Source organism: Candidatus Chromulinivoraceae bacterium (genome assembly GCA_035478595.1).
In the GTDB taxonomy this organism is placed as follows: domain Bacteria; phylum Patescibacteriota; class Saccharimonadia; order Saccharimonadales; family Saccharimonadaceae; genus CAMLKC01.
Map to the genome: position 1 here is coordinate 1 of DATIJL010000007.1, position 26880 is coordinate 26880.

Below are 26880 nucleotides of genomic sequence, written 5' to 3' on the forward strand. Positions count from 1 at the left end.
AACGGCCAAGACAAAACTGCGCCTGTTGGAAACTGTAAACAACCTTTTGAAGTAACTGTTACTCCAGAAGAATGTAAACCAGGTATCCCTGTAAACGACGACCGTTGTAAAGAGACTCCTGAGTGTAAGCCAGGTATCCCAATGAATGACAGCCGTTGTAGCGAAACTTGTGTTTCAACTTCAACAAGCACTAACACCTGTGAAACGACTCCTGCGGAGCTTCCACACACCGGTGCAAGCGATGGCTTTATTGCCCTCGTTGGCGCAGGTTCATTGATTGCATCGATTGGTTACTACATTGCTAGCCGCCGTGCAATAACACGCTAGAGACTGACCGCTCACCCTTATACTGAAGCATCAGCCTCAGATAGAACTACCCCCGTTTCACACGGGGGTAGTTTTTGATATACTTATTATATCTATGGCAAAGCAGAAGAAAAAACGCAACAAAGTATACACCGGACAAGATGCCGCTCAGGCTCGTCCAGTTGTCACTAAACTAACTGCGGCTAACCGCAATAAATTACAGCAATGGTGGTTTGAGAAAAAAGCAATCGCAAAGCCAGTACTTATCGGCGTAGCAGTCGCGATTGTTGTTATTTGGCTACTACTTGAGCTAATCCGCGTTATCGGTGGGGGCGCTTAGTTTCTTAATTGGTAGCCTAAATCCAAAAGTACTACCCACATCTTCTACAGATTCAAAGACAATCGTACCTCCATGTGCGACGACAACCTTCTTGGCCAAGAATAAACCTACGCCTGTGCCATCTGGTCGCTGCTTACGAGCGTTGGTTGCACGGAAAAACTTAGAGAACAAATGTGCCTGTTCTGTTTTAGGTACTCCAATACCTGTGTCTTTCACTCGCAGCACTGCGTCACCTTCCTCGATCGTCAGCTCAACGTGAATGACCGTATGCTCATGCGAATAATAAATAGCGTTGTCGATAAAGTTCATAATCACTTGGCGAATTTTGCTCTCGTCAATATATAAAATCGGGAAGACTGAGGGTGCTCTATATTGGAGCTTGAGATCATGCGCGTTTGCAGTGGTCTGAAGGCTATCCACCTCTTGCATCGTTACTTTCGCGAGATCAATCGGTTTAGATTCAAGTACAAATTTACCCGTTTGCAGACGCGAAACATTCAGAAAGTCATTGATGAGATGTACCATGCGCTCACTGCTTGTAAAAGCCTCACCTAAGAGCTGACGTTGAACGCCCGTAATCTTACCCGCATCACCCTCAAGTACCATGCTTATATATCCCTTAACACTCGTTAGTGGCGTGCGCAGTTGGTGAGAAGCCATACTAACAAACTCATCCTTTGCCGCATCAAGACGCTGAAGTTGTTCGTTACTCGTACGAAGTTCTTTGGTTGCATCTTCGATTCTCTTACGGAGCGTCGCGTTAAAGACCTGGATCTGCTCAAAACGAAGGGTGTTCTGAACTGCGACAGCCAATTCGTCACCTGCTATACGAATCAGATCAATATCTCGTTGAGAATATGCACTTCCAGTCGTTTTATATCCAAATATACAATACCCAACCACCTCACTTTTAGTCTCAAGGCGAATGATAACTGAAATGCCCGCTTCCTGCACCTCACGGTGGAAATGATTTGAGGGTGCTTGAACCGTATCCATACTTACGACGTCCGTGACATGTTGTTGCAGTTGTTGAGGTGTGACTTCAGCTAAAAGAGGGGCGCTTCGTCCAACGCTGATATGCCTACCTTTCTCATCATCGGCAGCTTCATCAATAAGAATAAGAGTGATAAAATCTGATTTCAGTGCTTTTTTCAGAATATTCAAAGAAGCAGTCGCGAGCGGCTTCGTTTCAGTCGAATGTACCAACACTGTTGCTAAAGCATCTAGAATATTTTTAGTGTCATAGTCATCTTGGTAGAAAATAGCCCGTGTAATATGATTGAAAAAACGCCTAAGAGGCTCAACAAACAAGACAAGAAAGCCGACTACTGCAGTAGATACAAGAATTTGTGCAATACTCGGCTGCACACCAATAATAAAGAAAGAAAGCCCTGCGCCCAGAAAACCATAAAGAGTACCCGCAACGAGAAGTAAAAGAATATAGGCAATAAAGCGAGCAATTATCAAGCGGATATCAAATAGTTGATGTCGCACTATTCCATAAGCAAAACTTGTAGTAAAGACCAACCCTACAAGTGGAGACAAAAATATGTAAGAGGTGTTATGGAACAAGATGATAACAATAAAGTTTAGAAACGCCAAAAGAGAGAATGTCGTCATCACACCGATGATGGCATATCTGACCTGTTCCCTCATGTGACCTTTCAGGATATGAAATTTACGAAAGAGGATGTAGATGCTTCCCCCTAATGTCCCAAAAATAAATGGCATGAACAGGATCATTCCAGGTCCAGGTACGGGATTGACTGACGAACCAGAAATTTCAAGGTGTGTAAATACAAATGGGCTAACAGCAGCAGCCGCAACAATACATCCAACAACAATAGTGACTATAGATAGCTTCTTTTTATACGGATTGCCTTGAGGAAAGACATTCGTGAGCAGCAGCATCGCCATGGACATGATTGCCGCGCAAGCTATTGCCAAACGAATCCAAGTGAGCTGATCGAAAAAGATAGGATGCGTTGATATATAATTCGTTGACAGCCATAAAACAAGAGATAGTGCGAGAAAGCCAAAAAGTCGATTGACTCGCCCTCCTGGATTTTTTGCAACGACAACAAAGGCTAGTCCGAAGTTGGCAAGAACAGATAGCGACAAGATAATAAGCTCAAGCATTACACTTATAATACTACGATGTTATAGTAAAACTATAAAGAAGGTTGTTATGAAACAAGAATTATCGCCATCCATTAGAGAACTACTTGAGTATGCCCGGCTTGCACCATCGGTTCATAATGCTCAACCCTGGCGTTTCATCGTTCGAGACGACACTGTTTCTTTAGCTATCGCACCCAGCCGTGCACTGGACTCCGCAGACCCGACGGGCCGCGAATCATGGATCAGTTTTGGCATTTGTCTTGAAGCTATGCTTCAGGCCGCAAAAGGACTTGGCATGGAAGCGAAGGTTATAGAGATTCAGGAAGAAACCCTAGATAATGTTATAGCCACTGTTCAAATCACCCCTGATAGCTTCGAAAAACAGCCAGCCATCCTAAATGCGCTTCAAAATCGACAGACCTACCGTGAAAAGATGATACCCACAGAAATTCCTAAAACGCTCCTAGAAAACTGTCAACAAGCCGTCAAGGACCTAGAGGGCGTCGACGTGTTCCTGATGCAAGATAAGACATCAATCCAGCATGTAGGCAACTTTACATTCAAGGCTATGTCGCTAGCTCTTGGCAGCCCTGATTTTCGCCGTGAGCTGTACCATTTCGTTCATTACAACTGGTCTCCGTCACGCATAGGTATGCACGGCTACACTCTTGGCGAAGGTATGCTCGGATCTGTATTTGGCAAACTATCAATTAGACTCGGGCTTGGCCTTTCGCTCAAAGCGCACCACGATCAGCAGAGAATCAACGATGCATCGGCACTCGTATTTATCGGCACTAGCGGCGATGTGCCTAGTTTTTGGCTACGTGCCGGCCAGGCTTATTTGCGCGTCGCGCTACAAATTACCCAAAGTGGCCTCGCACAAGGAACATTAGCTGCACCCATTGAAGCTGCTAGCTTTCACGAAGATATCGAAGCGATGCTTCATACATCCATGCGACTACAGACCATGCTTCGTATTGGCAAAGCAACCCATTCTGTACGTTCGTCCCCTCGGCTCGAAGTAGATGAGCTTACATTGCCTTAAGAGCGCGTTTGAGCTGCTGGGTGTGTTTTCTGTGTTCACGGCGATATCTCAACGTCACGAGATCAGGACGCAAATGTTTATCGAGTGATATAAGCGTTCTCCCACTACGCAACTTCTCCTCTGTCGCGATTTGTCGAATTGCATAGGCCACTACCACGCCAGACATCATCGCCGTCGGGCCAAGCTGCGGCTGTGTTACTAGCTTTGTACCAACCTTCAAGAGTGATTGCTGCATCCGAAGCGGCGTGTTGTGTGGTCCAATAATTGATGTTGCATATTTAAGCCATTCGCGTTTACTTACTTCTTTCGTAAGTAGCTCCTCGACATTTGGGACAAGCCCGTGGAAAAGTGGGAGTATACGGTCTAAATCGAACCGTTCTACGTCAAGCATGACATCGTCACCAAGATCAGTTGCCATAATAACAGGTAAACCACGCTTACGAGCCTCAATTCTTAATAATATTTTTATTTTAAGATCGTCAATCTCGTCAACAACAGCACGAAGTGGCCATGGTTGTTCAAAAAAGTCTGCGACATTTTTTTCGGTAATGTTTTGATCGGACCGTTCAATTTCCATATATGGATTCATCTCGTACAGCTTGCGTGCAATTACCAGGGATTTTGAGCTGCCAACATCATAAACACCCGTTGTAATGCGATTAAGATTTGAAGCACTAATGACCGCACCGTCAACAAGCTTTATTTTTTGTGAACCGCCCGAAATAGCGAGTGATTGTGCAACATTACTACCTACGCTCATACCAGCGCAACCAACAGTAAAGTTTGCGTACTCGTGCTGCTCTTGTTCATTGATAAGATCTTTGTTTCGGATAGTACGCGATTCCAAAAACAGTTCTTTTTCAAGGATATGAACAAGATCACCATTCCATGGATAATACACCCATGACCCAAGTTGCCATGATTGTCGGCCGTCAAAATGCTTTTCCAGATACTCCTTGAGTGATTCGCGTTTCACCTCAAGACTTGACTGGTATAATTGCGGCTGCCTGCTTACTATCAGTTCAGCGTATTGCTCGTCGTAGTTGTCAATAATCTGGCGAATATCATAGCTTTCCAAGAGTGCATCAAGTCTTTTAGCGGCGTCTGTCGTACGCATTTCGACAACAACAGGCTGCCAACTTTCGCCATCGTGACGTGCCTTTTTAGAAAGTCTCTTAAGCTGATCAGGCCACTCTTGAGAGTGGTCAGCTTCCGTCAATCTACCTTGTCCCATTTGCTTATTCCTCCCTCTTCACCCATCTATGTTTTCCAGCCTGAGAGAAATATTCTGAATCACCAAATCTAATCAAATGTACGCGGGGTAATGCTTTAATACCAATAGCTGTATAGAGTTTATGAAACTCGGCATTAAGCTTCATGAGTTTTTGGAAGATCACTTCCTCGATAAGCCCTTGATGCTGTTTTTTAAAGACAAAGTCACGCGCCAATTCAACATTGATTTCAAAGTATTGGTCCATATCTGAATAGTTCTGAGTTGCCATCGTAAAGCGCCCTGTAACCCAACGCTGAACACGTCGATCGATAAGCGCCGCTTTAATATTCTCGGGATAAATATTGACTGCGTAGATCGTGGCAGAAAATCCTTTACGACCCTTTAGGTAGAGAAATGGCTGATGACGCCACTTGTTAGTGTCCACATCACGCTGGCTGGCAAGCATCATAAAGCGGTCTTTGATAGGCGCAACGGCCTGTTCAAACGACAGAATCCCGCCAAAGTCCTTAATGTTATACCGAATAAAAGGAATTCCCGACATGGCCGTAAAGACAAGTTCACCGTTCACTTCTTCAAAATGACGACGCTGGGGATCATACTGGATGATCGAAGGCGTCATACTTGTACCAAAAAACTCTGATCGGACCTTAGGCCGTTGGTTATAGATTCGCCTCATCAAAATAGACGCAGGGGTTTCATATCCAAGCATGCCTGCATCCGCGCTCCCGTATACATTGATCGCATCGTGATATGGATTAGTCGAGTGCACCAACCTGAGCACGTAGTCACGCCACTCCTCGCTGAACGCCTCACCAGCAGTCATAAGGCGTGTCTTCATATCTTTCCATTTAACACCAGCACGCGTGCCTTCATCGATAATATCTTTGATGAACGGTGGATAGCCAACCAGCAAGACTTGCTCATAGGACGGAGCGAGATGTCTAATTGCGTTGATTGCTTCGGTCTTATCTAGACCGGGTGTAATGATATTTACAGGGTTACCTTTATCCGCATATGTCAGAGTAGAGGCCGTCGTAAATGATCCCGCAATCCATGCCCCCATAGAAAAACAGTTGACAACAAGTGTACTCGTTTGGTTCATTTGAAAAATATTGTTGTAAATTGGAGTGTGCATTTCCGCACCCTCAAGATCTTGAGTAAGTCCTCTCGGCCAGTAAAACGGCTCACCTGTTGAGCCTGAGCTTACGGAAATAATACGATTGGTGAATAGATTTCCGTCCAAACATAGATCAGCAAGTGGATACTGCGTGATGTAATTCTCTTTGTCGATGAGTGGAACATATTTCGTGAAGTCATGGTAGGTACGTATTTTCTTTTCCTGGATATGTTCTTTTTCTAGGAAATTTTTATACGCCGGTACTCGCCGCGCAACTGTATGAAACAGGTCAAGGGCTCTTTTTTCACCACTCGGATCTCCTCGATTTAAAGACCAGCGCTGATTGCCCATAGGTAAATTTTCTCCGTTGATTGTATCTTTGACTTTGGTACATACTATATGCCACCTTGACTGTTTTGCAAATATGTGTATGATATACACTTCAGCATATCCATGTTTCGACGATCAAAAACCACACCAAACCTGTCAGTTATAGATCCATTTGCGATATACTTACACTATGACGACAATTCTTTTAAGCGGTACCAACCTTACTATCAGCGACTTAGATAAAATCCTCAGCGATCCAACCACCATCATTCAAATCACTCCAGACGCCAAGCATGCCGTCGACATGACAAAAGAATTCATCGACCAGCAAGCAAATGGCAAAATAATTTACGGTATCAATACTGGTTTCGGCCCGATGGCTTCACATATTATCAGCGAACACCAACAACTAGAATTACAGCGTAACCTCATCAGAAGTCACGCCGTTGGCGTAGGCGACCCCATCAAATCCAACTATGTTCTTGCGGCTATGGTCGTACGTCTTAATACTCTTTTACGAGGTTACTCCGGCGTATCCTTCGAGCTGGTGGAGCGTCTACAAATGTTCATTAACCACCGAATCCTCCCTATTATCCCTGAGCATGGTGCGGTCGGAACAAGCGGTGATTTAGTGCAGCTCGCCCATATCGCTCTTGCAGTCATCGGCGAAGGTGAAGTACTTTATGATGGCCAAAAACGACAAACACAAGACGTACTTACCGAGCTCGACATTCCACTCACCTACCAGCTAAAACCGAAAGAAGGCTTGGCCCTAATTAACGGCACAGCTGTTATGACAGGGATTGTTGCGACATTGTGTGTCGATGCAAAACAACTACTTGATCATGCCATCAAAAACGGCGCTTTTTCGCTTGAGCTCGTTCATGCCTATGATGACAGTATTTCAGAACAGCTACACGCACTACGTCCACACGCTGGACAAAAAGAGGTTGCGCGTAGGATACGCGAACTGTTAAAAGACTCCTATTTGCTTAAAAGCCGCTCCGAGTTGCACAAGACAGTAAAGGCCCAAGATGATGTTCTCGAGTTACCCCAAGCAGTTCAGGAGGTATACTCTTTGCGATGTATTCCACAGATACTAGGACCAATCCACGAAACACTTACAAAAACGATAGCTACTGTTGAAATTGAACTCAATGCTGTCACCGACAACCCAATCGTCGATAGAGAACTGGGTGAATTCATACATGGCGGCAACTTTCATGGAGATTATATCGCAAGCGCGATAGACCAATTAAAGGCTGCTCTCGTTAAACTAACTATGCTCTCCGAAAGAAGGGTTAATTTCTTCTTAAACAAGAACGTCAATAAATTCTTCCCGCCGTTCTTGAACCTGAAAAAACCTGGTCTTACCTTAGGTCTACAGGGCATGCAATTCGTTGCAACGTCCACAACCGCTCAAAGTCAAAGTCTCGCATACCCTCATCATCTCCACTCTATTCCAACCAACGGAGACAACCAGGATGTTGTCAGTATGGGCACTGACGCAGCACTGCTAGCCGCAAAGGTCGTTGAGAATGCTTACATTGTTGTTGCCATAGAGCGTATTACACTCGCACAAGCTGTTGACTTTACCAAAGAAATCGCGCAACTTTCACAGCCAATACAGACAGAGTACCGAGCTATTCGCGAGGTTTTCCCTGCCGTCATTGACGACCGAGCGTTCTCCTCTGAAATTAACAATGTGGTCCGTCTACTGAAAAGATGAGACTAACAACTTCGCACACGCGCCCTAGGTCTACACGAGATGGATCCAGAATGATAGAATGAAAGCATAGAGAAAAAATAACCGAAGAGGCAAGACAGACATGACGAAAATAGCCATCATCGAAGACGATCCAGTCATCAACCAGATGTACCGTATGAAATTTGAGGCGGACGGTTTTGAGGTACAAATTGCTGATAACGGTCAACGCGGCGTCGAACTGGCAGAGGGCTTCCGTCCCGATATTATACTGTTAGACCTTCAGATGCCCCATATGGATGGTGCCGAGGCTTTAACACATATTCGCGAACACGACTGGGGTAAAAAAATCCCTGTTATTATTCTAACCAACCTCGGTGAAGAAGAAGCACCAAAAGTGCTTAAAACACTCGGTGTTCACAGCTACATCGTGAAAGCCGATCTTACTCCACGTCAAGTTGTTGCTCGTACAAAAGAAGCTTTAGGTATCGCCTAGGCTTTTTCGGCTGCGGTCTGCGCAGCATGAATAACATTATCAAATAGCGCCGTAATAGTCAGTGGACCAACGCCACCTTTTTCGGGCGTAATCTTAAGATCATCACGTTCACGAATGGCCGGTTCGATATCACCTACAATCACACCATTCTCACTAGCCGTGCCAGCGTCCACTACTGTTGCACCGACAGGCACCATAGCCGTCGTAATGAGTCGAGGCACGCCCGTCGCCGTGATAATAACATCACTTGCACGAAGGATCTCGGCGATATCGCTAACGTGGCTATCAAGAACAGTGACGTCATAACCACTCGCCTTCCAGATTTTAGCAAGAGGCGCGCCAACAAGTCGACCGTTACCAACAATCGTGACTTTTTTAGCCTTTAGATCAATTCCATATCCTGCAATGAGCCAGTTAATAGCTATCGCGGTTGCACTGTCAAACTTAGCTTTTGAGCCAAGACCGTCAACGTCTTTTTCTGGCGATACCAGATTAATAATTTCATCTGTCTTACTTTTATCATCAAGTGGTAACTGAATAATCATACCGTGGACAGATGGATCGTTATTATATTTCTCAATCGCTGCCGGCATGTCAATCTCAGGTAGCGTAGCAACCTCAGTTTCAATTAAAATATCATCACCGTAGCGACGCTTCATGCGCACATAGGTATCAATAACAGGCGACGCATGTTCGCTTTTAATAATCACCAACTTTGGAAATATATTATGAGCCTGGCGCAGTGCTCGCACTTGACGAGCCTGGCGCTCTTTGATGAATCCGGCAAGTTCGGTGCCATTTAAGATTCTTGCAGTCATTATCTCCTATTCTACCACTGTTTCTTCAATTGTTATCAGGTTTTCTTACGACAGTCTTTTGTGATATCTATCACTGTATTTTTTCGTCATTAGGAGGATACTGTAAATGTAAAGTGTAATAGGAGGAAATGCTATGGAAGAACAAGCAAAGTCAACCGCTAAAGGAATCAGGATTACTAACCTGGTACTAGGTATCTGGCTAATTCTCTCGCCATTCCTCTTTAGCTACACAAGCACGGCAATGACAAATTCAATTATCTTAGGTGCGATAATTGCCATTCTTGCGGTTATTCGCCTGAGCACACCGTCACAAACATGGGCAAGTTGGCTTAATGGTATTGCAGGCCTCTGGCTTATAATCGCGCCATTTATCATAGGATCTACCGAGTCGGCAGTTCTATGGAACCAGATCATTGTCGGCCTGGCCGTAGCCGTCCTCGGTTTCTGGAGCGGCACAATGACCATGCCTGTGCGCATGACCCACCACCACAGCGCATAGCGGTATTTTAAAATAGGACAGCGTTACTTAGCCGTCCTATTTTATTTGTTATTATTTTTTCTCCTCTCCGTGCTAGAATACAAATAAGAAACTAAGGAGGAAATCATGAATATAATCCACTTTTTTGGTGAGATGTCGCCCTACTACAACTCGTACTATTACAATAATGGTACATCGAGTATGTCAGATAGTGCAGCCATAGGCATGCTCCTCTTTGTTATGCTATTCGCTCTCGTTTTTGGCATTGCAATGTATATCATCTTTGCCCTCCTAATGGGTCGCATCTTTAAAAAAGCAGGCGTTGAGAGCTGGAAAGCATGGGTGCCCGTATATAACAATTGGGTACTGCTTGAACTTGGCGGCCAACAGGGTTTTTGGGCCGTCCTTGCTTTAGTTCCCGTAGTCAATATCGTTTCAGCTGTATTTATCTATATCGCTATGCATAACATTGGTCTCAAGCTCGGCAAAGAAGGGGCTTTCGTTCTACTAGCCATCTTTTTGCCAGTCGTATGGCTTATTTGGCTAGCAGTCGATAGCTCTACCTGGGAAGGCAAACAAAAACAGAAAGCAGCCCAGGCGCACGAAGAAGCATAACACTCAATATAAAATAGCTAGCTACTCCGCTAGCTATTTTATATTGACAAACGTAAGTTAGGAGCTCGCTATCTTTAGCTGTGATCTAGCGCACTGCTCTTTTTATTTTATTTGCTATACTGAAAGAAAAAGGAGATAGAGATGAAGGAAATGCACGAAAACAAACGACAATACCGCGGCGGCGGGGGTGGCGCTGTGTATGGTCTTGGCATGATTGGTGCAATTATCTACTATATTCAGTATGCAAGTTCATTCTGGGTTGGTGTACTTGGTATTTTAAAGGCTATCGTCTGGCCAGCCTTCATGGTTTACGACCTTCTTAAATTTCTCCACGCCTAGTATGCTTAATGACTTGCGATAAGTTTTAAACCTATCACCACTAACCCAATAAAAAGCTCGACACCAGCAAGGACGATTGTCGCAAATCGTCCTGCTCTGATTGCTCTTGCCGACAAAAGCGACCACGTGACTAAGAGTAGTACCAAACCTCCGACGGCGACATCCAAGGCGAGCGCCAAAGAAATAATGTGTATAAGTGCTAGCGTTGCCATAAATACCGGAAACAATGCCGCATAAATAAGTGGACGGTGTTGAGCTAAACGAAGATTCAACTTCCTATCACTCTCAATTCGCCCCATGACGATGCGGTATGACATTCGAGAAGCTACCAGGCTCGCCGCCCATAAAGAAAGAGTTGCTCCACCCAGTACCGTCACAGCCCGAAGCGGTGAAGTGTGAACAACGTCAATCGTCAGCAGGACCGCAAGCAATACAAAGGTTGCGTAGATACGTTCTTTTAAAAGTTCAACTCGGAACTCAAGAATTTCCGTTTCCTTCGTTTGTTTACTCATTTTTTTAGTATATATCAGCGTCAACAAATATATCACTAAATCTACAGTGGTATACTAAAAAGAGCATGAAAACCTCCGTCCGAGCACAAGAGTTCGCCATTATCGACGCCTTAGGACCTTTTATCGAAAAGACAGAGAACAGCACTGTTAACTGGTCGAAAGTCGTTTTTTCAAGTTTAGAAACCAACGGAAAACTAAACGATACCGTTCAAAAACGGATCATAGAACGTTTTGAACGATACACCACCCGCGTGGCAAGCTTGGGGTATACCGGTCTAAGTATTGATGATGTGGCACATCTTATATCGTTTCCTTTTTATAATTCTCAACTTAAAAGTCTTATTTCCGACTATCAGAACCTTTACGCCCAATTGTTTGCGATCGCCCAAAAGAAGAAATTACAACTCTATCTTAACACTGACTACCTTTTCCTTAACCCAGATATCACTCAGTACATGAACGTGCACGGCATAGCGCCTAGTGATTTTTTCGCCGATGCGCTTAATACTCTTTTCAAGCAGCATCCACAAATTGATGGTATTATCCTACGAATTGGCGAGAATGACGGCAAAGATGTGACGGGAACCTTCTTAAGCCAGCTCGTACTTAAGACTCCTCATCAGGCAAATGACCTACTAAAACAAATCCTCCCCATCTTTGAATCTCACCATAAAACACTTATTTTTCGCACCTGGACCGTTGGGGTTTATAAAATTGGCGACCTTATCTGGAACGAAAAAACATTCGATACAGTTTTTGGGTCAATCAAGAGCGATGCGCTTATTATTAGTATCAAATACGGAGACACTGATTTCATGCGCTATTTACCCCTTAATCCCTTATTTTTTGCAAGTTCTCACAAAAAATTAATCGAACTTCAGACTCGTAGAGAATGGGAAGGCATGGGTTTATATCCCTCTTTTGTTGGCTGGGACTATGCAAACTATCTTGCAAGCTTAAAAACTGCAGAAAATATCGTCGGCATACACGTATGGTGTCAAACGGGTGGTTGGGCCAAAAAAACATGGTCGAACATCACTTATTTAAATGATAGTTCTTTTTGGAACGAGCTCAACACCGAAGTAACTCTAGCGATCAGTTGTGGACAACCAGTCGAAGAGGCTATTGCCAACTTTTGCGATAGTCACGGCATTAAAGACGTGCCTCGTTTTATCGAGCTCTTACATCTATCGGACATTGCTATTAAAAAGGGTCTCTACCTCCCGGAAATAGCTCAAAAGAGCCTCTACTTTCGACGGACTCGCATTCCGCCGCTTACCTGGCTGACTTGGGATCAGATCCTGCTCTCACCTCCAGTCATATGGCTACACTGTATGTTAGTTTCAAGGCCCGAAAAAGCGATTGGAGATGGAGATGAGGCTGCTAATGCGGTACGAAAGATGATTACTATCGCCCGGCAAATTCACCTACAATCAGAGCTTATTCACTCGCTTGAGTTTGAGTACGCCACACTTGCTATATTCGCACAACTGCGCCGATACATGTTGATTGGCCTTACAGAAGATGAGCGAGTTAAACTTCAAAAGCAAGTTCACGTGTACGAAAAAATGTATCCGCAACATTATTCAATACCGACGCTACTCTCTCGTACAATGAAGCGCCTGCCACCTCGAGGATCACTTAAGCTTATCCTACGAGAGTCATCCACCTACCGCAAACGAGATAGATTTATCCTCAAGACATCGCCTCTCCAGGCGCGGGCAATTCGCTATTTTTTGAAACGGTCTCATTCACATCTTACCGATCAATCCATGGGCTTTGATGTGTTCTTCAAGTAATTTTTCAAAAACACTATCAATTGCAAAAAGCTGGTATCACAACTAGAATAGCTTCCCGCCATAGTAAATCGCACCTACTAATACCGAGCCGTCTATAATAAAGAAAAGTCCTTGATAAATAAGTATCAGCTTCTCTCTATGGACAATGGCATACCATAGCCAGACAAGAGTCATAATCTCAAAGCCTAGCCATGAAAGTATTGATACGCTTACTGCCGCCTTGTCATGAAAAATTTGATACGCCTGTGGGAAGGAGAATAAAGGCTCGATAATCGCAGCAATATAAACGAGTCTGTCAACAATCTTTGGCTTGAGAGCTTTTTTGACAGTGAGTATTTTACGCGCTTTTTGGTGTTTATATCGATGCAGTGAAGTCATTTAGTTTTAGTATAGCAGACAGCACGTATGAATAATCATTGAGAAAAAGAGGCAAATATACCCTACTCAAAACACATCTTCCTAAAACTGAACCAAACAAAAAACGCCGACCGGTAGCGAAAATGTCGACGTTCTTTGCTTGGAGGGCCAGGAGGGACTTGAACCCTCGACACCCTGCTTAAGAGGCAGGTGCTCTAACCAGCTGAGCTACTGGCCCATAACTGTAAAGACTATAGCAGACAGGGGCTGTTTTGTAAACACTTCAGCCCCTGTTAATAAGCACTAAAACGCGCTACTTTGTGAAGTCAACTGATCTACGCTACTACTTGAAACCGTTGACTGATCGAGTGCTTTCGAGGCGGTATCTAGATCTTGAGTGGATTGCACCTGTGGTGCAGCTGGAGCTGTCATCGCCTGTTGCTGGCCTGAAGTACTGGCAGTTTGCGTGGTATTAGCATCTTTCCAGCGGCTGTAGCCAATGACTCCAAGCGCACCAATAATAGCGATAACCAAGACCACAATGACCAGTTCCATAATTGCAAAACCCTGATTCTTACGCATGACTATGCTCCATTCCCCGTTGAGGTTGTACTTTGAACTGACTTAATACCAACAATGAGATTCTTGACCGCTGTTCTATACTGTTCAATTGCAGTATTCTGAGCCTTGATTTCAGCCTTAAAGACATCGATGGTGGCTTTAGGGTTAGCACTACTACAGTCGAATTGAGTGTCGGCCGTCTTTACCGTCTGAACTGCCGCCTGCGCTGCTGTTTGTTTAGCGGTTACATCGCTCACAAGCTGGTCATAATTAGAAAGCGTCTTGCCTTTGCTCTTATAGAAATTCTCGACACGCGTCGTAATTGTAGAGAATAGCGTAATTTGGTCTGTACCGTGCTGTGCAGCATCTTTCATAATCTTAGTAATTGCCGCTTGACGAGCTTGGCATGTTTTAAGACGCGTGCCAGATAGACGATCTTCAGCCGTTTTGACTTTATCTTTTGCCACCTGGATTTCTTGTTCAGCCTCAGTACGCGCCTTGGTTTCGGCCTCCTTTGCAGCTTCCAGTTTTTGCTGCTCCGCAGTTCGTTCTGTGGTGGTTGATGTGGACTCTGATGAGTTTGGTGTGGTAGTGTTCGTTCTATCCATGTTAGTGCCATCCTGCGCATAAACGGCAATGCCAGTCCCCACTCCAAGAATGGATGCAAAGGCTACGACGCTCAAAGTTGTTATGGATCTTTTAATTTTCATGCGTAATTATCGCCCTATTTACGTTATATTCTAAGCTTATGCTTAGAAAAACTGCCTGTCAATTACCGACAAATCGTAAAAATCAATGATACAGATGACAAAGCGGCTACGTTAAAATAACTACAATTCGTCTTTTTTGCTGGCGATGAACGCGCCCCACTGACGGACCAAGTGAAGTACTGTTTTGAGTGGAAGCTCAATTACCATATCGAGCATCATAGCGACAATGTTTACGCGAGAATATTTTTCACTCATCCATCGACCAACCACTACAAACGGAATATAAAGGAAGTCGCGAATAACTGAGATGCCGTCCTGGCGACTCTCCGTTGCCTCCAGTTCCCGAATCTGCCGAGACAGTCGAAAACCAAGAAAGCTTGCTGTCGAAAGAAAAACAAAGAATACCAAAAGGTGTAGTGGTGAAAAACCAAGCGTAATAAGCCATAGAGCAACACCACCGAATACCAAGATAAAGAAGAACGCGTAGGCAATATTAAATCCAAGTCCAAACCCACGACCAGTACTTCGGTATGAAGCCTCAACGGAGTTTTCATCTCCATATAACAGATGGTCAGTAATGTCCGTTAATGTTTGTGCATTCGCCTGCCCTGGAAGCCGCAGTGTAAATCGTAGTAATATCATGTAAATTGGTGGGAACAATAAGTTAATAGCTAACGGCAGCACAACGATCGCGCCACTTACAATATAGTCATACGGAACCTCAACAGCCATACCAATAAGCACCTTGGTGATAATCAGGAAAATAACACTCTTGATGATTCCACGGTTGATGCGCCCGTTAATGCGTGAGTATTCGCTTTCTATTTGGGCCTCATATGCCGAGAGGAACTGCTCTCGTGATACCAGTAGATTCACCGCATCCTCATGCTCATCAATCATGCGCCACAAAATACGGAGTGCTGCACCGCGTCTACTCACAAGACGGTATATCTTATCAGTTGCAGGAGAGTCCAAAACAGCATCAATCATTTTATTTGTCTGAACAAACGCACCAGAATCTGGCCGTTGTTGATATCTATGCAAAAGTGCCGTCCGAATAGTGGCAGGATCGGATTTTAAAAGCGCACGGTGGACTGCTACAAATAATGCAATCTCAAACTCACCAACAGATTGACCAAACAGTTTGCGCTGATCGATCGTGCGAACAAAGTAATCGTAGGAAAACTGCGTGAATACATCGCGTTTTAAATCACTATTTACAAGTCGCTCAACTTCTACTGCCAGAACATTTAGCGTCCAGGCATCTTTTTTAAACTGCAGATGAGCTACATAATATTCCTCTGCAAGTTTGTTGATCTGCGCCACCGTGTCAGTTGTAACAGTATCGTTTTGTAAATAACCAGCAAGCGTCAGCTCAGTAATAAGCTCTTCACCAGCTTCACGCACTACGACAACATCGTGCGAAAGAAAAACGCGACGGTAAAAACGCTGTGCGGCACGCTGGAGTAACAGATGCTCTTCGGTATACTCGGCTGCATTACGAAGCTGCTCGTACGCAAATGTTAGCGTGCGGCCAGCGCCTGTTACATGGATTTTTTGGGCATTATTATAAACACTAGTGGCAATATCTGTCTGAGTGGCAGCAGTGCGAAGTGCGTCAGCGAATTGCCGTCCAATAGTATTTAATGTATTCATAATTAATAATCAATTCTGGTGCACCCGGTAGGATTCGAACCTACGACACCTGGTTCCGAAGACCAGTGCTCTAATCCACTGAGCTACGGGTGCAAATTTACTCAGGGCTTATTATACCAGATAAAAGAGAAAAATAATCAGGATGGGAGCCAATCTTCTAGAAGTTCAGTATGAAGTCCCGCAGCCTTTTCGGCATCCAAAAAGGACTGCATGTCACTCTTAAATTCGGGCCTGAAATGCATTAAGACAATGTCACCCGCCCTCAGACCATGCCCAATCTGATATTGCATTGATCCACCATTAGCTTTTGCGATCCACTGCACCACTGCTTTCATGCCGCATGCAGCAGCCGCTCGTGGTGTATCTTTATTATAGTTGCCACCAGGCGGTCGCATAATTATAGGCCGTCGTCCATAATACTGCAGTTCTTTATCTGCTTGATCACAGATCTCTTGCTTTTGGGACTCGTACGACATGAGCGCTAAATCCTTATGATCAACTGTATGATCTTCAATAAGCGATCCTTCACCCATAAAATCCTTGAAAAAACCTGGGTTACTGTGAATAAAGCTATCCGCCAAAAAAAGCGACGCCTTAATATTATTATCTTTCATCATCTGTAATTCAAACGCCTGCTTGTTTGCACCATCATCTATTCCCAAGAACACGACGGGCTCTTTTGTGTCGATTCGACTAATAACTGGCGCATAACCATTTACAACTGGTGGAATTAGCACATCATGCACAACAGGCACGGGCGTGGATACCACTTGTTTAGGTTGAACCGGTTGTACCTGTTTTTGCGGAACATTCGTAACAGGTGGCGTACCTGAATGATTAAACATAGGCCACAGTACGCTTGCAATAGCCACTATAACCACTAGCCCCGCTACAAACAGAAACACGTGACGTTTGCGTCGAAAGATCTTAAGCATGCTTTTATTATAGCTTACAAAACATAAGGCTTTTGTTACACTTAGGGTAGTAAGGTGTTATAGGAGTAAGGGTTATATGGCGCGACTTCCACAACCAGGTAGCGATACGGATATATGGGGTAATGTTCTCAATGATTTTTTGAGTGTTGAGCATAACTCCGACGGCTCGCTTAAGACCACTGGTTCACTCGCGGCAAAAGCCGACGATACGACTGTCATCCACAACACAGGAAACGAAACGGTTGCGGGTATAAAAACTTTTACCAGTTCACCGATCATTCCAGCCCCAGCTTCTAGCAACCAGGCTGCAAGTAAGACATATGTAGATAGCAACACTGTCACGCCAACAAATGGCGGCGGCGAAACATTTCATGATATTGGGAACTCTGGCGCGGCTGTCACTATAGATCTTGCAAGCGGCAATGTTCAAAAGATTACCCTCACTGCAGCCTGCACGGTAACTCTCGCGAGCCCTGCGGGTGGTTCGTATCGCTCGCTTCTGCTCTATGTATTTCAAGACGGTACAGGCTCACATACGATCACTTGGCCAGGATCACTTAATTGGGGCACACCTGGAGCACCAATCCTTTCCACAGCAGCTGGCAAAATGGATAAGATTCTACTCGATACGGTAGACGGCGGCGTAACATGGTACGGGGCCGCTGGGCCCGGAGGATTCTAGTGCCAGGATCTATGCGGAGCGTCATATTAGCGCAAACAGTCCCCCTACCAACATCATCACTGCTTGCCGCCTACGGATTCTCTGAGGGAAGCGGATCAACAACGGCCGACGCCTCAGGTAACGGTCATACCATGAGTCTCAATACGGTCTCGTGGGGCGCCGGCCATAGTGGTTTTGGCCTTACAAATACAGCCGCGTCGCTTGGTGCAAAAGCTGCGCTTACCGCCCCAGCAAGTTCTGTGACAATCATGGCATGGATACAGCCACTTAACCTTACGATCAATACGACTCATGCGGCATTTGGTTTTATGGATAATGGGGGAAATTCCGACATCGTTATTTTTACACAACGAGCCGATTTTGGTACCTCCAATATTCTCCAGGTAGATATTAGGCTCGGAGGCACATTAACACCTGTATACGGTCCGACACTCACCGTTGGTACATGGACCCATATCGCCCTCACCTATGACACCTCTCAGATAAAACTATACAAAGATGGATTACTTATAGCTACCGTCACGGCCTCGGGAACTATTTCACCTGGTGACGGCCTATTTGTGGCTGGCTGGTCGGCTACGACATATGAGGATTCTGATGTGACCATCGATGATGTCCGTGTTTTCAATGCTGCACTATCTGAGTCGCAGATAGCGTCTGCCATGAGAAAACCTGTTATATAACAAAAATAATGTCGTGGTACGCCCGAAGGGATTTGAACCCCCGGCCTTTGGTACCGGAAACCAACGCTCTATCCAGCTGAGCTACGGGCGCATACTTCCTAGATTATAGTATATAAGTTGATATTTCTGGGATATAATCAAATCAAATGGACATTCATACCAATATCCCTCTCAAAAATTACACCACCATGAAACTAGGTGGTAATGCCCGCTTTATGACCGATGCTCACACAGCCGCTGACGTCCAGGAGATTTGTCGAAACGCAAAAAAACAAGGTCTCGCCATTTTCATTCTGGGTGGTGGCAGTAACGTTATTGTACGCGATGAGGGGTTTGACGGTATCGTTATTCGTAACCGTATACCAGGTTTTGAAGTCATACAGGATGAACCGGGTGCAACAACACTCAAAATAGGTGCCGGCGAAAATTGGGACGAAGCCGTCAAACGTACCGTAGACATGAACCTTAGCGGCATAGAGGCCATGTCAGCCATTCCTGGCACCGCTGGCGCAGCGCCGGTGCAAAATGTAGGCGCATATGGGCAGGAAATTGCCGATACCCTCGTCTCGGTCGACGCATACGACATCGAAAACGATCGTTTTATCATCCTCGAGGCAAGCGACTGTGGATTCTCCTACCGTAATAGCATCTTCCGTAGTACTGAAATGGGCCGTTATGTTATTTCAGCCATCACTATTAAGCTATATAAAACAGCTCCACAGCCGCCATTTTATGCTGCTATTCAAGATTATTTTGATCAGCACAATATCACACTCTACACTCCGCAAATTATTCGTGATGCTGTTATCGAAATCCGCAAAAACAAACTACCAGATCCCACGGTCACACCGAACACTGGCTCATTCTTCAAAAATGCTATTGTCGAGGATTGGCAATTAGCTGATCTTAAAAAGGAATACCCGGACATTCCAACCTATGACATGTCCGATGGTCGTTTTAAGGTTCCCACCGGTTGGCTCATACAGGAAGCGGGTCTGGGCGGTCAAACGCTCCATGGTATGCATATTCATGATAAAAATGCCCTCGTACTTATAAACGAATCAGCTAAGAGTTACGCCGACCTCGCCGCTGCCCGTGATGAGATAATGGGCGCTATTCGTGATAAGTTTCGCATCACCATTGAACAAGAACCACTTGAAATATAATACTGCTTGCACACAGACACCAAACCTCTTATGCTATAAGATATGAAACGTAACGCAGCGTTTACGCTTGTTGAGCTCCTTATTACCATAACTATAATGGTAATGCTTATTATCATTGCCGTAGTTAACCTTCGCTCAAATCAAGCTAACGCACGCGACGATCAGCGTAAATCCGACGTTAACGCTATCGCACAACAACTTGAAACGTACTACGAAGCTGGTACATCCACAACAAGTGCAGGCCAGTATCCAGGTACTAATGACATTAATACTCTGTCGGAAATTCAAACGCTCCTCCCCGACCTCGATACAAAAGACCTATGGGCGCCTAACGTCAGTACATCCGGTGCCTTGAGCTTTACAGTAGCAACATCTACTACAGCTCCGACACCCAACATTAATACATTCGTCTACATGCCGCTCACCGACAGTGGCGGTCTATGTACTACTGCGGGCTCGTCTGCAACAACCGAATGTCGCAAATTCAATATTTACTATGCGCTCGAAACAACGTCAGGTACACAAAAGGTAACGAGTAAACACCAATGATACGTTTTTTAAATTTTAATTCCAAAGGGTTTTCTGCAGTCGAACTGCTTATTAGTCTATTCATTGCCACGGCTTTCGTAACCACTGGCTATCAGCTTTACTCCGTAGTCATTCAAGATAACGAAAAAGCACGCGAACAAGCACAGGCAAGCAATATCGCCTATAACATCCTGAGACAATATTCGCCCCAAGCGACTAACCCCTGCACTGCCGTAACGCCAACTCCTACCCCAGCTATCCCTAGTGGTAGCAATCTGCCAAGTCCTTCCGTATCAGTATCTTTTACCTGCCCCTACGGCACCTCAGTAGATGTAACAAAGGTTACGGTAACTGTTAATTACGGTAATCCACAAATAGGAGTAGTACATGCCCTCTTCGTTAATGACTAAATTCAAGCAAAAAAAAGAGGGCGGCTTTACGCTCATCGAGATACTTATTATTGCGCCAATCGTTATTATTGCAATTAGTGGCTTTATCGCTCTTATGATCACAATCGTCGGCAAAGTCCTTCTCACACGCGACCAAACGTCCGTAACATACGACTCTCAAAATGCGCTCGATCGCATAGAGCAGGATGTAAAACTAAGCGCAAAGTTTCTTACAACTACCGGTACCCTACCTTCACCACAAGGTAGCGACAACAATTATACAGGCACGGCAGCTTTTAGTAATACTTCAAACACACTCATTCTAAATGCGCTCGCTACAGATAGTAACCCCCACACGTGGGATCGCTGGCTGATATATTATGACAACCAGCCAAATCCATGCGATAACACGCAGACATCAAACCGTGCATTCTCAGTTCGTGTTATTTACTATATTAATAACAATACGCTCTGGCGCCGTACCTATGTACCTCCATGGAACCTTAACACGGGTAGTCCCGATGCCAATACAATTTGTACCTATAGCTCAAGTTACTATCCATGGCAAAAAAACTCTTGTAGCCCCGGCTATGTCTCCTCGCAGTGTCAAACTGAGGACGAACGTGTTATGGATAATATCAGCTCACTCAATGTCCAGTACTTCCCCGATCCCACCAGCTCCACCGACATGGGTGCGGCAAATGCAGCCTCAGCAACGGCGATTAACGTTACTATTACGGGTAGCAAAACAACGGCAGGTAAAACGTTTACCACCACATCCTCACTTCGAGCGGCAAAGTTAAATAGTATTAATACTGACGCCTCGCCTCTTACTACACCCGTCATCACTAGTACACAACCAGTCCCCGATCAGGCAACCTTCAGTTGGACCGGCATTCCATCGGCAACCAACTACCTTGTCTCGTATAACGTTAACGGTGGAAGCTGGACAAATACCACACTCAGCAGTTCAACAACCAGCTATACTATCAGTGCTAACAGAGGTGATACGATATCCATCAAAGTTGCGGCAACTAATGGAGCGAATACATCAAGCTATGGTACTAATTCCTCAACCCTACCACTCTGGACCAATCTTCCATTTCAGAACGGTTGGACAAATTTCGGCAGTGGTTATAATACCGCTCAATTCACAAAAACAAGTAGCTGTCGAGTTTTCCTTAAAGGACTCGTCATGAGCGGGAGTACAGGCGGCTGGACAGCCATCGGCAGCTTACCTATTGGCTTCCGGCCAAAGGGAGAGCTTGCATTTCAAGTAGCAACCAGCCCCAACGCTACTGGCCGCATTGATATTATGGCAAATGGTGACGTAAACTTTGTATCAGGCAGTAATGGTTGGATCTCTCTTGACAGTATCTCCTTTGTTCCGTCAAGCTGTACTTCCACTTGGAATGAACTGCCCTTCTATAATGGGTGGAGTAACTGGGCGGGTGGATATGAAACTGTACATACATTACTAGATAACCAAGGACGCGTTGCTTTACAGGGGCTAGCGAAAGCAGGTACAGCTGGTGCAATCACTAACCAAATGAGTGACGTATCAAACTCTTACTACCCTACTACCGCCCATATGTTCCCTGCAGGGGCTAATGGCTGGGCGGATTTCCAAGTGACAAGTAGTGGATCGGTCCAAGAAAGAGGCTCACCGCCAACAACATACTTGGGTCTACAGGCTCTCTACTATCCAGGTACAACGGGAACATGGAGTACACCCTCATCATTTCAAAACGGTTGGCAAAATTACGCCGGCGGTTGGTCAAACCTGCAATATACAAAAGCAGCTGATGGTGTTGTAACCATACGTGGTCTTATAAAAAGTGGTACCGCCACGGGCACAAATACCATCGCCACCCTTCCAGCCGGTTACCTACCTCCCGGTCAAGAGCTATTCGCTACACCATCTAATGAGGCGTTCGGACGTGTTGACATCTCAACCAGTGGAAACATTCTTTTTGTGGCCGGCAGCAATATATGGTTCGCTGTATATCTCTCCTACATTCCAAACTAACACATGTTATACACACATAAATGTAGAAAGTGCTTGCGCTTATAAAATAAGAATAGTATCATACGAACATACGATTGTAATTAAATAATTAGGGGGCAACAGAAAAATGACTTTTAGTAAACTAAAAACCATGAAAAAGGACCGCGGTTTCACTATCGTAGAGCTCTTGATCGTGATCGTCGTGATCGCCATTTTGGCTGCCATTGTGATTGTGGCCTACAACGGTGTGCAAAAGCGCGCCCAAGCATCGACAGCAAAGTCTAACGCTGAAGGCGTCCAGAAGATCGTTGAAGCGTACGCTGCGGATACTAGCGCAGGCAACGGTACATATCCATCCGCCGCTACCTTGACCGCTTGGACCGGTGGCATTACTCGTATCCCAACCGGTGTAACCGTTAATAGTCTTCAATTGACTACATCTGCCTCTGATGGTAAAACCATTCAGTATCTTCCAAATGCAGGTGGTACAGGAGGATGTGTTGCCTACTGGGATAACAGTCTCGGTACGCCAGCAGCCGTCTACGTATATACCGGAGCCGCCACAACAGGCTCAAACGCTGCAACTCCAACTTGTTCATAGTTGAGAATAGGCTTGTAAAAAACATATCGCTCATGGTAGCGATATGTTTTTTATTGACATCATCTACCTCATCTAACCCACAAAAAAACATTACTAAAAGCAACCACAGTACGTGGTTGCTTTTAGTAATTAGTAATGAATAATAAAGTTTGCTATTGATCACTTGGGAGTGGGAACTGCTGCACAAAAGCCTTAACTTCTTCATGAAGTCCGGCAAGCACATCGTCATTGTCACGCGCATCAATTGCCTGTTTCATCCAGTCGGCAATTTGCTCCATATGCTCTTCCTTGAGACCACGAGTAGTAATGGCTGGCGTACCGAGACGAATGCCACTTGGCCTAAATGGAGGCAGAGGGTCGTCCGCAACAGCATTCGCGTTAAGCGTAAGACCAATTTTATCAAGCGCGCGTTCGGCTACCTTGCCATCTATGCCAAAACTCTTGTAAACATCCGCTAGAATTAGGTGATTGCTCGTACCGCCAGTCACGAGCTGAAAGCCACGGCTTTGCAGTTCATCAGCAAGTGTCGTAGCGTTCTTTATGATTTGCGCTGCATATTCCTTAAACTCCGGTTTAAGTGCTTCACCGAATGCAACAGCTTTAGCAGCGATACTATGCATATGTGGACCGCCCTGCATACCAGGGAAAATAGATCGATCAATAAGCGTCGGAAGATTCTCGAGCGTTTTTTCTGGTTTTTTAAGCGGATTACCTACTATGCCCTTAGAAAGAATCATACCTCCACGTGGGCCGCGTAGTGTCTTATGTGTCGTGGTTGTAATAACATGAAACCCGTAATCGAATGGGTTCTTGGCAACACCACCAACAATAAGCCCGGCAACGTGGGCCATGTCTGCCATAAGCATCGCACCAACTTCATTACCTATTTCTGCAAACTTACTATAGTCTAGCTCGCGAGGATAGGCACTGTAACCAGCTAGAATGATCTTTGGCTTATGTTCCTGAGCCAAGCAACGGAGCTCGTCATAATCGATCTCACCAGTTGCAGGGTCTTTCATCTTGTAACGAATAAAGTTATACAGCTGCGCACTACGAGTTACTGGTGCCCCATGTGTTAAGTGACCGCCATGTGAAAGATCCATGGCCAGTACCGTATCACCCGGCTCAAGCCATGCGTTATATACCGCCTCGTTAGCTGGCGCCCCTGAGTGAGGCTGCACATTGGCATGATCGGCCTTAAATAGCTGCTTAGCTCTATCGATAGCAAGCTGCTCTACTTGATCGGTGAATTCCTGGCCACCATAATATCGTCTACCCGGATAGCCTTCAGAGTATTTATTAGTAAAAATACTGCCAAGCGCCGTTAGCACATCACGTGACACATAGTTTTCGCTTGGGATAAGTTCGAGGCCGTCGCGTTCACGCTGTTCCTCGCCGTTAATTAGTTGAGCCACGATCTGGTCGTTCATGGGAAATCCTTTCATTTAGGTTTAAAGAAGGTGTTGTGGCTTGGCAAGTAATTAGATCATGTCTATACTATACACGGTAGCGTTCTCAATTTCCAATCAGAGAACTTCCTTGTAGAATAGTATTTACTTTATATCGTATGTGATATAATAAATGCATGAGTAATGATGATTACAAAGTCAAAATCGGTACGCTTATCCAAGAAGCACGTTCTAATAGAGGCCTTACACAGGCGGAATTAGCTAAAGAACTCGGCACTAGCCAATCTGCGGTTAACCGTATTGAAAAGGGTGGCCAAAATATCAGCCTTGAGATGATTGCTCGTATTAGCGATGTTCTTTCAAGCAATATTGTCACCTTAAACCAAACAGGTAAAATCAACTTTCGCATTCATGGCGGAAAGGAGCTCTCTGGCTCTATTGAGGTAAAGACGAGCAAAAACGCCGCTGTTGGTCTTTTATGTGCAGCCCTCCTTAATAAAGGCAAGACGACACTCCACCGAGTAGCTCGTATCGAAGAAGTAAACCGTATTATTGAGGTTCTTCAGAGTATCGGCGTTAAGACTCGCTGGATTGGTGACTCGAATGATCTTGAGATTACCCCACCGCGTCGTCTTGAACTCGAAAAAATGGATATTGAAGCCGCCAAGCGAACTCGTACGGTTATTATGTTCCTAGGGCCTCTGCTTCACCAATATAAGGATTTCAAATTGCCCTTTGCCGGTGGCTGTAACCTTGGTACACGCACCGTCGAACCTCATCTTGTAGGTCTTGCACCATTCGGAATGGATGTCGAAGCCAAGCCAAACACCGACTATTATCATGCAGTCGTCAAAGAAAAGAAGGTAGAAAAAACCATTCTTCTTACAGAACGAGGCGACACAGTGACCGAGAACGTCATTATGGCAGCGGCTCTTTATGACGGTACAGTGACTATCCGTAACGCCAGCCCTAATTACATGGTTCAGGACGTTTGTTTCTTCCTTAAAAAGTTAGGTGTTGAAATCAAGGGTATCGGTACTACTACGCTAACCATCACTGGTAAAAAGAAGATCGATCAAGATGTCGAGTACTTCCCGAGTGAAGACCCTATCGAGGCTATGAGTCTAATTGCAGCTGGTATTGTCACTGATTCTGAGATAACTATTACCCGCGCACCAATCGAATTTATCGAACTTGAACTAGCAATTCTTACCGGCATGGGTCTTCAGCATGATATTACCGATGAATACAAAGCCCGCAACGGCCACTCGAGACTTGTAGATATTACCCTTAAGCATTCCGTGTTACATGCGCCAAAAGACAAACTGCACAGCATGCCATTCCCAGGTGTTAACATGGATAACTTACCGTTTCTTGGCCTTATTGCCACAGTTGCTCATGGCCGTACGCTTGTTCATGACTGGAGTTACGAAAATCGTGCTATCTACTTCACCGAACTCACCAAGCTCAACGCAAACGTAGAGCTAGTCGATCCACACCGCGTTTACATTACAGGCCCAACCAAATGGAAACCAGCTGACGTTGTCGCACCTCCGGCGCTTCGTCCATCTGTTGTTATTCTATTAGCTATGCTGGCAACGCCTGGCGTCTCAACGCTCCGCGATGTCTATTCCATCAATCGCGGATATGAAGATTTTGCCAATCGTCTTAATACCCTTGGCGCTGAGATCGAAACAATCCGAGAAATCTAGTTATATATCAGAGCAGCAAAGGCTATGGTCGGCTTGTCGATAATAGCCTCTTTTACAGAGGCTATGCCTGTGGTACAATAGCTGATGTTTGGCGAATGTAGCTCATCTGGTTAGAGCGTCGGGTTGTGGTTCCGAAGGTAGTGGGTTCGATCCCCATCATTCGCCCCATAGAAGTTATGCAATAGAAGACACTGTTGAGTGTCTTCTATTATTATCAAACAACGCCTC

28 protein-coding genes and 4 tRNA genes are annotated in these 26880 nt (G+C 45.1%); 18 read left to right on the forward strand and 14 right to left on the reverse strand.

The genetic code is table 11. From position 1 onward, the window contains the following. Both VLG36_01590 and VLG36_01595 read left to right on the forward strand, forming a co-directional pair. Positions 1-327: LPXTG cell wall anchor domain-containing protein (locus VLG36_01590; GenBank protein ID HSW77474.1), on the forward strand; the 327-nt coding region annotated here is incomplete at its 5' end. Between the two features lie 94 nt (positions 328-421). Next, on the forward strand, positions 422-646 hold the full coding sequence (locus VLG36_01595; GenBank protein ID HSW77475.1) for a hypothetical protein: 225 nt from the start codon (positions 422-424) through the stop codon (positions 644-646). Here the strand turns inward: VLG36_01595 and VLG36_01600 are convergent. Beyond that, the gene (locus tag VLG36_01600) at positions 617-2785 is read right to left on the reverse strand and encodes an ATP-binding protein (GenBank protein ID HSW77476.1); all 2169 of its coding nucleotides are present in this window, start codon (positions 2783-2785) and stop codon (positions 617-619) included. The genes VLG36_01595 and VLG36_01600 overlap by 30 nt on opposite strands. Here VLG36_01600 and VLG36_01605 point away from each other — a divergent pair. Continuing rightward, positions 2745-3812: a nitroreductase family protein gene (locus VLG36_01605; GenBank protein ID HSW77477.1), complete on the forward strand. Its 1068-nt coding sequence runs from the start codon at positions 2745-2747 to the stop codon at positions 3810-3812. The two genes, VLG36_01600 and VLG36_01605, sit on opposite strands and share 41 nt — an antisense overlap. On the opposite strand, the gene VLG36_01610 is transcribed toward VLG36_01605, so the two are convergent. Next, positions 3799-5046: a ThiF family adenylyltransferase gene (locus tag VLG36_01610; GenBank protein ID HSW77478.1), complete on the reverse strand. Its 1248-nt coding sequence runs from the start codon at positions 5044-5046 to the stop codon at positions 3799-3801. The two genes, VLG36_01605 and VLG36_01610, sit on opposite strands and share 14 nt — an antisense overlap. A 4-nt stretch (positions 5047-5050) precedes the next feature. After that, the gene (locus VLG36_01615) at positions 5051-6514 is read right to left on the reverse strand and encodes a hypothetical protein (protein ID HSW77479.1); all 1464 of its coding nucleotides are present in this window, start codon (positions 6512-6514) and stop codon (positions 5051-5053) included. Positions 6515-6683: 169 nt separating this feature from the next. Here VLG36_01615 and VLG36_01620 point away from each other — a divergent pair, with 169 nt between their 5' ends. Together VLG36_01620 and VLG36_01625 are read left to right on the forward strand one after the other, a co-directional pair. Further along, on the forward strand, positions 6684-8222 hold the full coding sequence (locus VLG36_01620) for an aromatic amino acid ammonia-lyase (GenBank protein HSW77480.1): 1539 nt from the start codon (positions 6684-6686) through the stop codon (positions 8220-8222). 100 nt (positions 8223-8322) lie between these two features. Beyond that, positions 8323-8694 carry a response regulator gene (locus tag VLG36_01625; protein ID HSW77481.1) on the forward strand — a complete coding sequence of 124 codons (372 nt, stop codon included), beginning with the start codon at positions 8323-8325 and terminating at the stop codon, positions 8692-8694. On the opposite strand, the gene VLG36_01630 is transcribed toward VLG36_01625, so the two are convergent. Then, positions 8691-9512, reverse strand: a complete 822-nt coding sequence (locus VLG36_01630) for a bifunctional 5,10-methylenetetrahydrofolate dehydrogenase/5,10-methenyltetrahydrofolate cyclohydrolase (protein HSW77482.1) — start codon at positions 9510-9512, stop codon at positions 8691-8693. The two genes, VLG36_01625 and VLG36_01630, sit on opposite strands and share 4 nt — an antisense overlap. A gap of 133 nt (positions 9513-9645) precedes the next feature. On the opposite strand from VLG36_01630, the gene VLG36_01635 reads away from it, so the two are divergent. The 3 genes from VLG36_01635 (at position 9646) to VLG36_01645 (ending at position 10944) form a co-directional block, all read left to right on the forward strand. Next, complete coding sequence (locus tag VLG36_01635; GenBank protein ID HSW77483.1) at positions 9646-10011, forward strand: SPW repeat protein; 366 nt, start codon at positions 9646-9648, stop codon at positions 10009-10011. Positions 10012-10116: 105 nt separating this feature from the next. Then, a complete protein-coding gene (locus VLG36_01640) occupies positions 10117-10605 on the forward strand; it encodes a DUF5684 domain-containing protein (GenBank protein HSW77484.1) in 489 nt (162 codons plus the stop codon). Between the two features lie 150 nt (positions 10606-10755). Continuing rightward, positions 10756-10944 carry a hypothetical protein gene (locus tag VLG36_01645; protein HSW77485.1) on the forward strand — a complete coding sequence of 63 codons (189 nt, stop codon included), beginning with the start codon at positions 10756-10758 and terminating at the stop codon, positions 10942-10944. 5 nt (positions 10945-10949) lie between these two features. Here the strand turns inward: VLG36_01645 and VLG36_01650 are convergent, their stop codons facing one another. Beyond that, the gene (locus VLG36_01650; GenBank protein HSW77486.1) at positions 10950-11456 is read right to left on the reverse strand and encodes a hypothetical protein; all 507 of its coding nucleotides are present in this window, start codon (positions 11454-11456) and stop codon (positions 10950-10952) included. Positions 11457-11521: 65 nt separating this feature from the next. On the opposite strand from VLG36_01650, the gene VLG36_01655 reads away from it, so the two are divergent. Continuing rightward, positions 11522-13255 carry a hypothetical protein gene (locus VLG36_01655; protein ID HSW77487.1) on the forward strand — a complete coding sequence of 578 codons (1734 nt, stop codon included), beginning with the start codon at positions 11522-11524 and terminating at the stop codon, positions 13253-13255. Between the two features lie 42 nt (positions 13256-13297). Here the strand turns inward: VLG36_01655 and VLG36_01660 are convergent, their stop codons facing one another. From VLG36_01660 to VLG36_01690, 7 genes are all read right to left on the reverse strand, one after another. Then, on the reverse strand, positions 13298-13633 hold the full coding sequence (locus VLG36_01660; protein ID HSW77488.1) for a hypothetical protein: 336 nt from the start codon (positions 13631-13633) through the stop codon (positions 13298-13300). Between the two features lie 140 nt (positions 13634-13773). Continuing rightward, a tRNA-Lys gene (locus tag VLG36_01665) sits at positions 13774-13850 on the reverse strand. 65 nt (positions 13851-13915) lie between these two features. Next, a complete protein-coding gene (locus VLG36_01670) occupies positions 13916-14194 on the reverse strand; it encodes a hypothetical protein (protein ID HSW77489.1) in 279 nt (92 codons plus the stop codon). Positions 14195-14196: 2 nt separating this feature from the next. Beyond that, the gene (locus tag VLG36_01675; GenBank protein HSW77490.1) at positions 14197-14883 is read right to left on the reverse strand and encodes a hypothetical protein; all 687 of its coding nucleotides are present in this window, start codon (positions 14881-14883) and stop codon (positions 14197-14199) included. A 120-nt stretch (positions 14884-15003) separates the two neighbouring features. Continuing rightward, positions 15004-16539, reverse strand: a complete 1536-nt coding sequence (locus VLG36_01680; GenBank protein ID HSW77491.1) for a hypothetical protein — start codon at positions 16537-16539, stop codon at positions 15004-15006. Positions 16540-16555: 16 nt separating this feature from the next. Next, positions 16556-16632 (reverse strand) — tRNA-Arg (locus VLG36_01685). Positions 16633-16676: 44 nt separating this feature from the next. After that, positions 16677-17474 carry a polysaccharide deacetylase family protein gene (locus VLG36_01690; GenBank protein ID HSW77492.1) on the reverse strand — a complete coding sequence of 266 codons (798 nt, stop codon included), beginning with the start codon at positions 17472-17474 and terminating at the stop codon, positions 16677-16679. A 76-nt stretch (positions 17475-17550) separates the two neighbouring features. Between VLG36_01690 and VLG36_01695 the strand changes: the two genes are divergently transcribed. Together VLG36_01695 and VLG36_01700 are read left to right on the forward strand one after the other, a co-directional pair. After that, positions 17551-18156, forward strand: a complete 606-nt coding sequence (locus VLG36_01695; protein ID HSW77493.1) for a hypothetical protein — start codon at positions 17551-17553, stop codon at positions 18154-18156. An 11-nt stretch (positions 18157-18167) separates the two neighbouring features. Next, positions 18168-18839, forward strand: coding sequence for a LamG domain-containing protein (locus tag VLG36_01700; GenBank protein HSW77494.1), 672 nt, complete (start codon positions 18168-18170; stop codon positions 18837-18839). Between the two features lie 14 nt (positions 18840-18853). Here VLG36_01700 and VLG36_01705 read toward each other — a convergent pair. Further along, a tRNA-Arg gene (locus VLG36_01705) sits at positions 18854-18930 on the reverse strand. A gap of 55 nt (positions 18931-18985) precedes the next feature. Here VLG36_01705 and murB point away from each other — a divergent pair. From murB to VLG36_01730, 5 genes are all read left to right on the forward strand, one after another. Beyond that, entirely contained in the window at positions 18986-20005 is a 1020-nt protein-coding gene (gene murB / locus VLG36_01710; GenBank protein HSW77495.1) for a UDP-N-acetylmuramate dehydrogenase, read from the forward strand. A gap of 42 nt (positions 20006-20047) precedes the next feature. After that, positions 20048-20554, forward strand: a complete 507-nt coding sequence (locus VLG36_01715; protein HSW77496.1) for a type II secretion system protein — start codon at positions 20048-20050, stop codon at positions 20552-20554. Next, positions 20551-20943 carry a hypothetical protein gene (locus tag VLG36_01720; protein HSW77497.1) on the forward strand — a complete coding sequence of 131 codons (393 nt, stop codon included), beginning with the start codon at positions 20551-20553 and terminating at the stop codon, positions 20941-20943. Before VLG36_01715 ends, VLG36_01720 begins: the two co-directional genes overlap by 4 nt. Next, positions 20936-22951: a hypothetical protein gene (locus VLG36_01725; GenBank protein ID HSW77498.1), complete on the forward strand. Its 2016-nt coding sequence runs from the start codon at positions 20936-20938 to the stop codon at positions 22949-22951. The genes VLG36_01720 and VLG36_01725 overlap by 8 nt, the downstream gene beginning before the upstream one ends. A gap of 130 nt (positions 22952-23081) precedes the next feature. Next, positions 23082-23531, forward strand: a complete 450-nt coding sequence (locus VLG36_01730; protein ID HSW77499.1) for a type II secretion system protein — start codon at positions 23082-23084, stop codon at positions 23529-23531. A gap of 152 nt (positions 23532-23683) precedes the next feature. On the opposite strand, the gene glyA is transcribed toward VLG36_01730, so the two are convergent. Then, on the reverse strand, positions 23684-24961 hold the full coding sequence (gene glyA / locus VLG36_01735) for a serine hydroxymethyltransferase (GenBank protein HSW77500.1): 1278 nt from the start codon (positions 24959-24961) through the stop codon (positions 23684-23686). A 155-nt stretch (positions 24962-25116) separates the two neighbouring features. Between glyA and VLG36_01740 the strand changes: the two genes are divergently transcribed. Together VLG36_01740 and VLG36_01745 are read left to right on the forward strand one after the other, a co-directional pair. Then, entirely contained in the window at positions 25117-26652 is a 1536-nt protein-coding gene (locus VLG36_01740) for a UDP-N-acetylglucosamine 1-carboxyvinyltransferase (protein HSW77501.1), read from the forward strand. A 91-nt stretch (positions 26653-26743) separates the two neighbouring features. Further along, positions 26744-26820, forward strand: a tRNA-His gene (locus VLG36_01745). Positions 26821-26880 lie beyond the last annotated feature (60 nt).

Excerpts from the sequence above, each read along its gene's own strand:
- VLG36_01595 (HSW77475.1), top strand. The coding sequence starts at position 422 with ATGGCAAAGCAGAAGAAAAAACGCAACAAAGTATACACCGGACAAGAT.
- VLG36_01600 (HSW77476.1), bottom strand. The coding sequence starts at position 2,785 with ATGCTTGAGCTTATTATCTTGTCGCTATCTGTTCTTGCCAACTTCGGA.
- VLG36_01610 (HSW77478.1), bottom strand. The coding sequence starts at position 5,046 with ATGGGACAAGGTAGATTGACGGAAGCTGACCACTCTCAAGAGTGGCCT.
- VLG36_01615 (HSW77479.1), bottom strand. The coding sequence starts at position 6,514 with ATGGGCAATCAGCGCTGGTCTTTAAATCGAGGAGATCCGAGTGGTGAA.
- VLG36_01620 (HSW77480.1), top strand. The coding sequence starts at position 6,684 with ATGACGACAATTCTTTTAAGCGGTACCAACCTTACTATCAGCGACTTA.
- VLG36_01625 (HSW77481.1), top strand. The coding sequence starts at position 8,323 with ATGACGAAAATAGCCATCATCGAAGACGATCCAGTCATCAACCAGATG.
- VLG36_01630 (HSW77482.1), bottom strand. The coding sequence starts at position 9,512 with ATGACTGCAAGAATCTTAAATGGCACCGAACTTGCCGGATTCATCAAA.
- VLG36_01635 (HSW77483.1), top strand. The coding sequence starts at position 9,646 with ATGGAAGAACAAGCAAAGTCAACCGCTAAAGGAATCAGGATTACTAAC.
- VLG36_01640 (HSW77484.1), top strand. The coding sequence starts at position 10,117 with ATGAATATAATCCACTTTTTTGGTGAGATGTCGCCCTACTACAACTCG.
- VLG36_01645 (HSW77485.1), top strand. The coding sequence starts at position 10,756 with ATGCACGAAAACAAACGACAATACCGCGGCGGCGGGGGTGGCGCTGTG.
- VLG36_01650 (HSW77486.1), bottom strand. The coding sequence starts at position 11,456 with ATGAGTAAACAAACGAAGGAAACGGAAATTCTTGAGTTCCGAGTTGAA.
- VLG36_01655 (HSW77487.1), top strand. The coding sequence starts at position 11,522 with ATGAAAACCTCCGTCCGAGCACAAGAGTTCGCCATTATCGACGCCTTA.
- VLG36_01660 (HSW77488.1), bottom strand. The coding sequence starts at position 13,633 with ATGACTTCACTGCATCGATATAAACACCAAAAAGCGCGTAAAATACTC.
- VLG36_01670 (HSW77489.1), bottom strand. The coding sequence starts at position 14,194 with ATGCGTAAGAATCAGGGTTTTGCAATTATGGAACTGGTCATTGTGGTC.
- VLG36_01675 (HSW77490.1), bottom strand. The coding sequence starts at position 14,883 with ATGAAAATTAAAAGATCCATAACAACTTTGAGCGTCGTAGCCTTTGCA.
- VLG36_01680 (HSW77491.1), bottom strand. The coding sequence starts at position 16,539 with ATGAATACATTAAATACTATTGGACGGCAATTCGCTGACGCACTTCGC.
- VLG36_01690 (HSW77492.1), bottom strand. The coding sequence starts at position 17,474 with ATGCTTAAGATCTTTCGACGCAAACGTCACGTGTTTCTGTTTGTAGCG.
- VLG36_01695 (HSW77493.1), top strand. The coding sequence starts at position 17,551 with ATGGCGCGACTTCCACAACCAGGTAGCGATACGGATATATGGGGTAAT.
- VLG36_01700 (HSW77494.1), top strand. The coding sequence starts at position 18,168 with ATGCGGAGCGTCATATTAGCGCAAACAGTCCCCCTACCAACATCATCA.
- murB (HSW77495.1), top strand. The coding sequence starts at position 18,986 with ATGGACATTCATACCAATATCCCTCTCAAAAATTACACCACCATGAAA.
- VLG36_01715 (HSW77496.1), top strand. The coding sequence starts at position 20,048 with ATGAAACGTAACGCAGCGTTTACGCTTGTTGAGCTCCTTATTACCATA.
- VLG36_01720 (HSW77497.1), top strand. The coding sequence starts at position 20,551 with ATGATACGTTTTTTAAATTTTAATTCCAAAGGGTTTTCTGCAGTCGAA.
- VLG36_01725 (HSW77498.1), top strand. The coding sequence starts at position 20,936 with ATGACTAAATTCAAGCAAAAAAAAGAGGGCGGCTTTACGCTCATCGAG.
- VLG36_01730 (HSW77499.1), top strand. The coding sequence starts at position 23,082 with ATGAAAAAGGACCGCGGTTTCACTATCGTAGAGCTCTTGATCGTGATC.
- glyA (HSW77500.1), bottom strand. The coding sequence starts at position 24,961 with ATGAACGACCAGATCGTGGCTCAACTAATTAACGGCGAGGAACAGCGT.
- VLG36_01740 (HSW77501.1), top strand. The coding sequence starts at position 25,117 with ATGAGTAATGATGATTACAAAGTCAAAATCGGTACGCTTATCCAAGAA.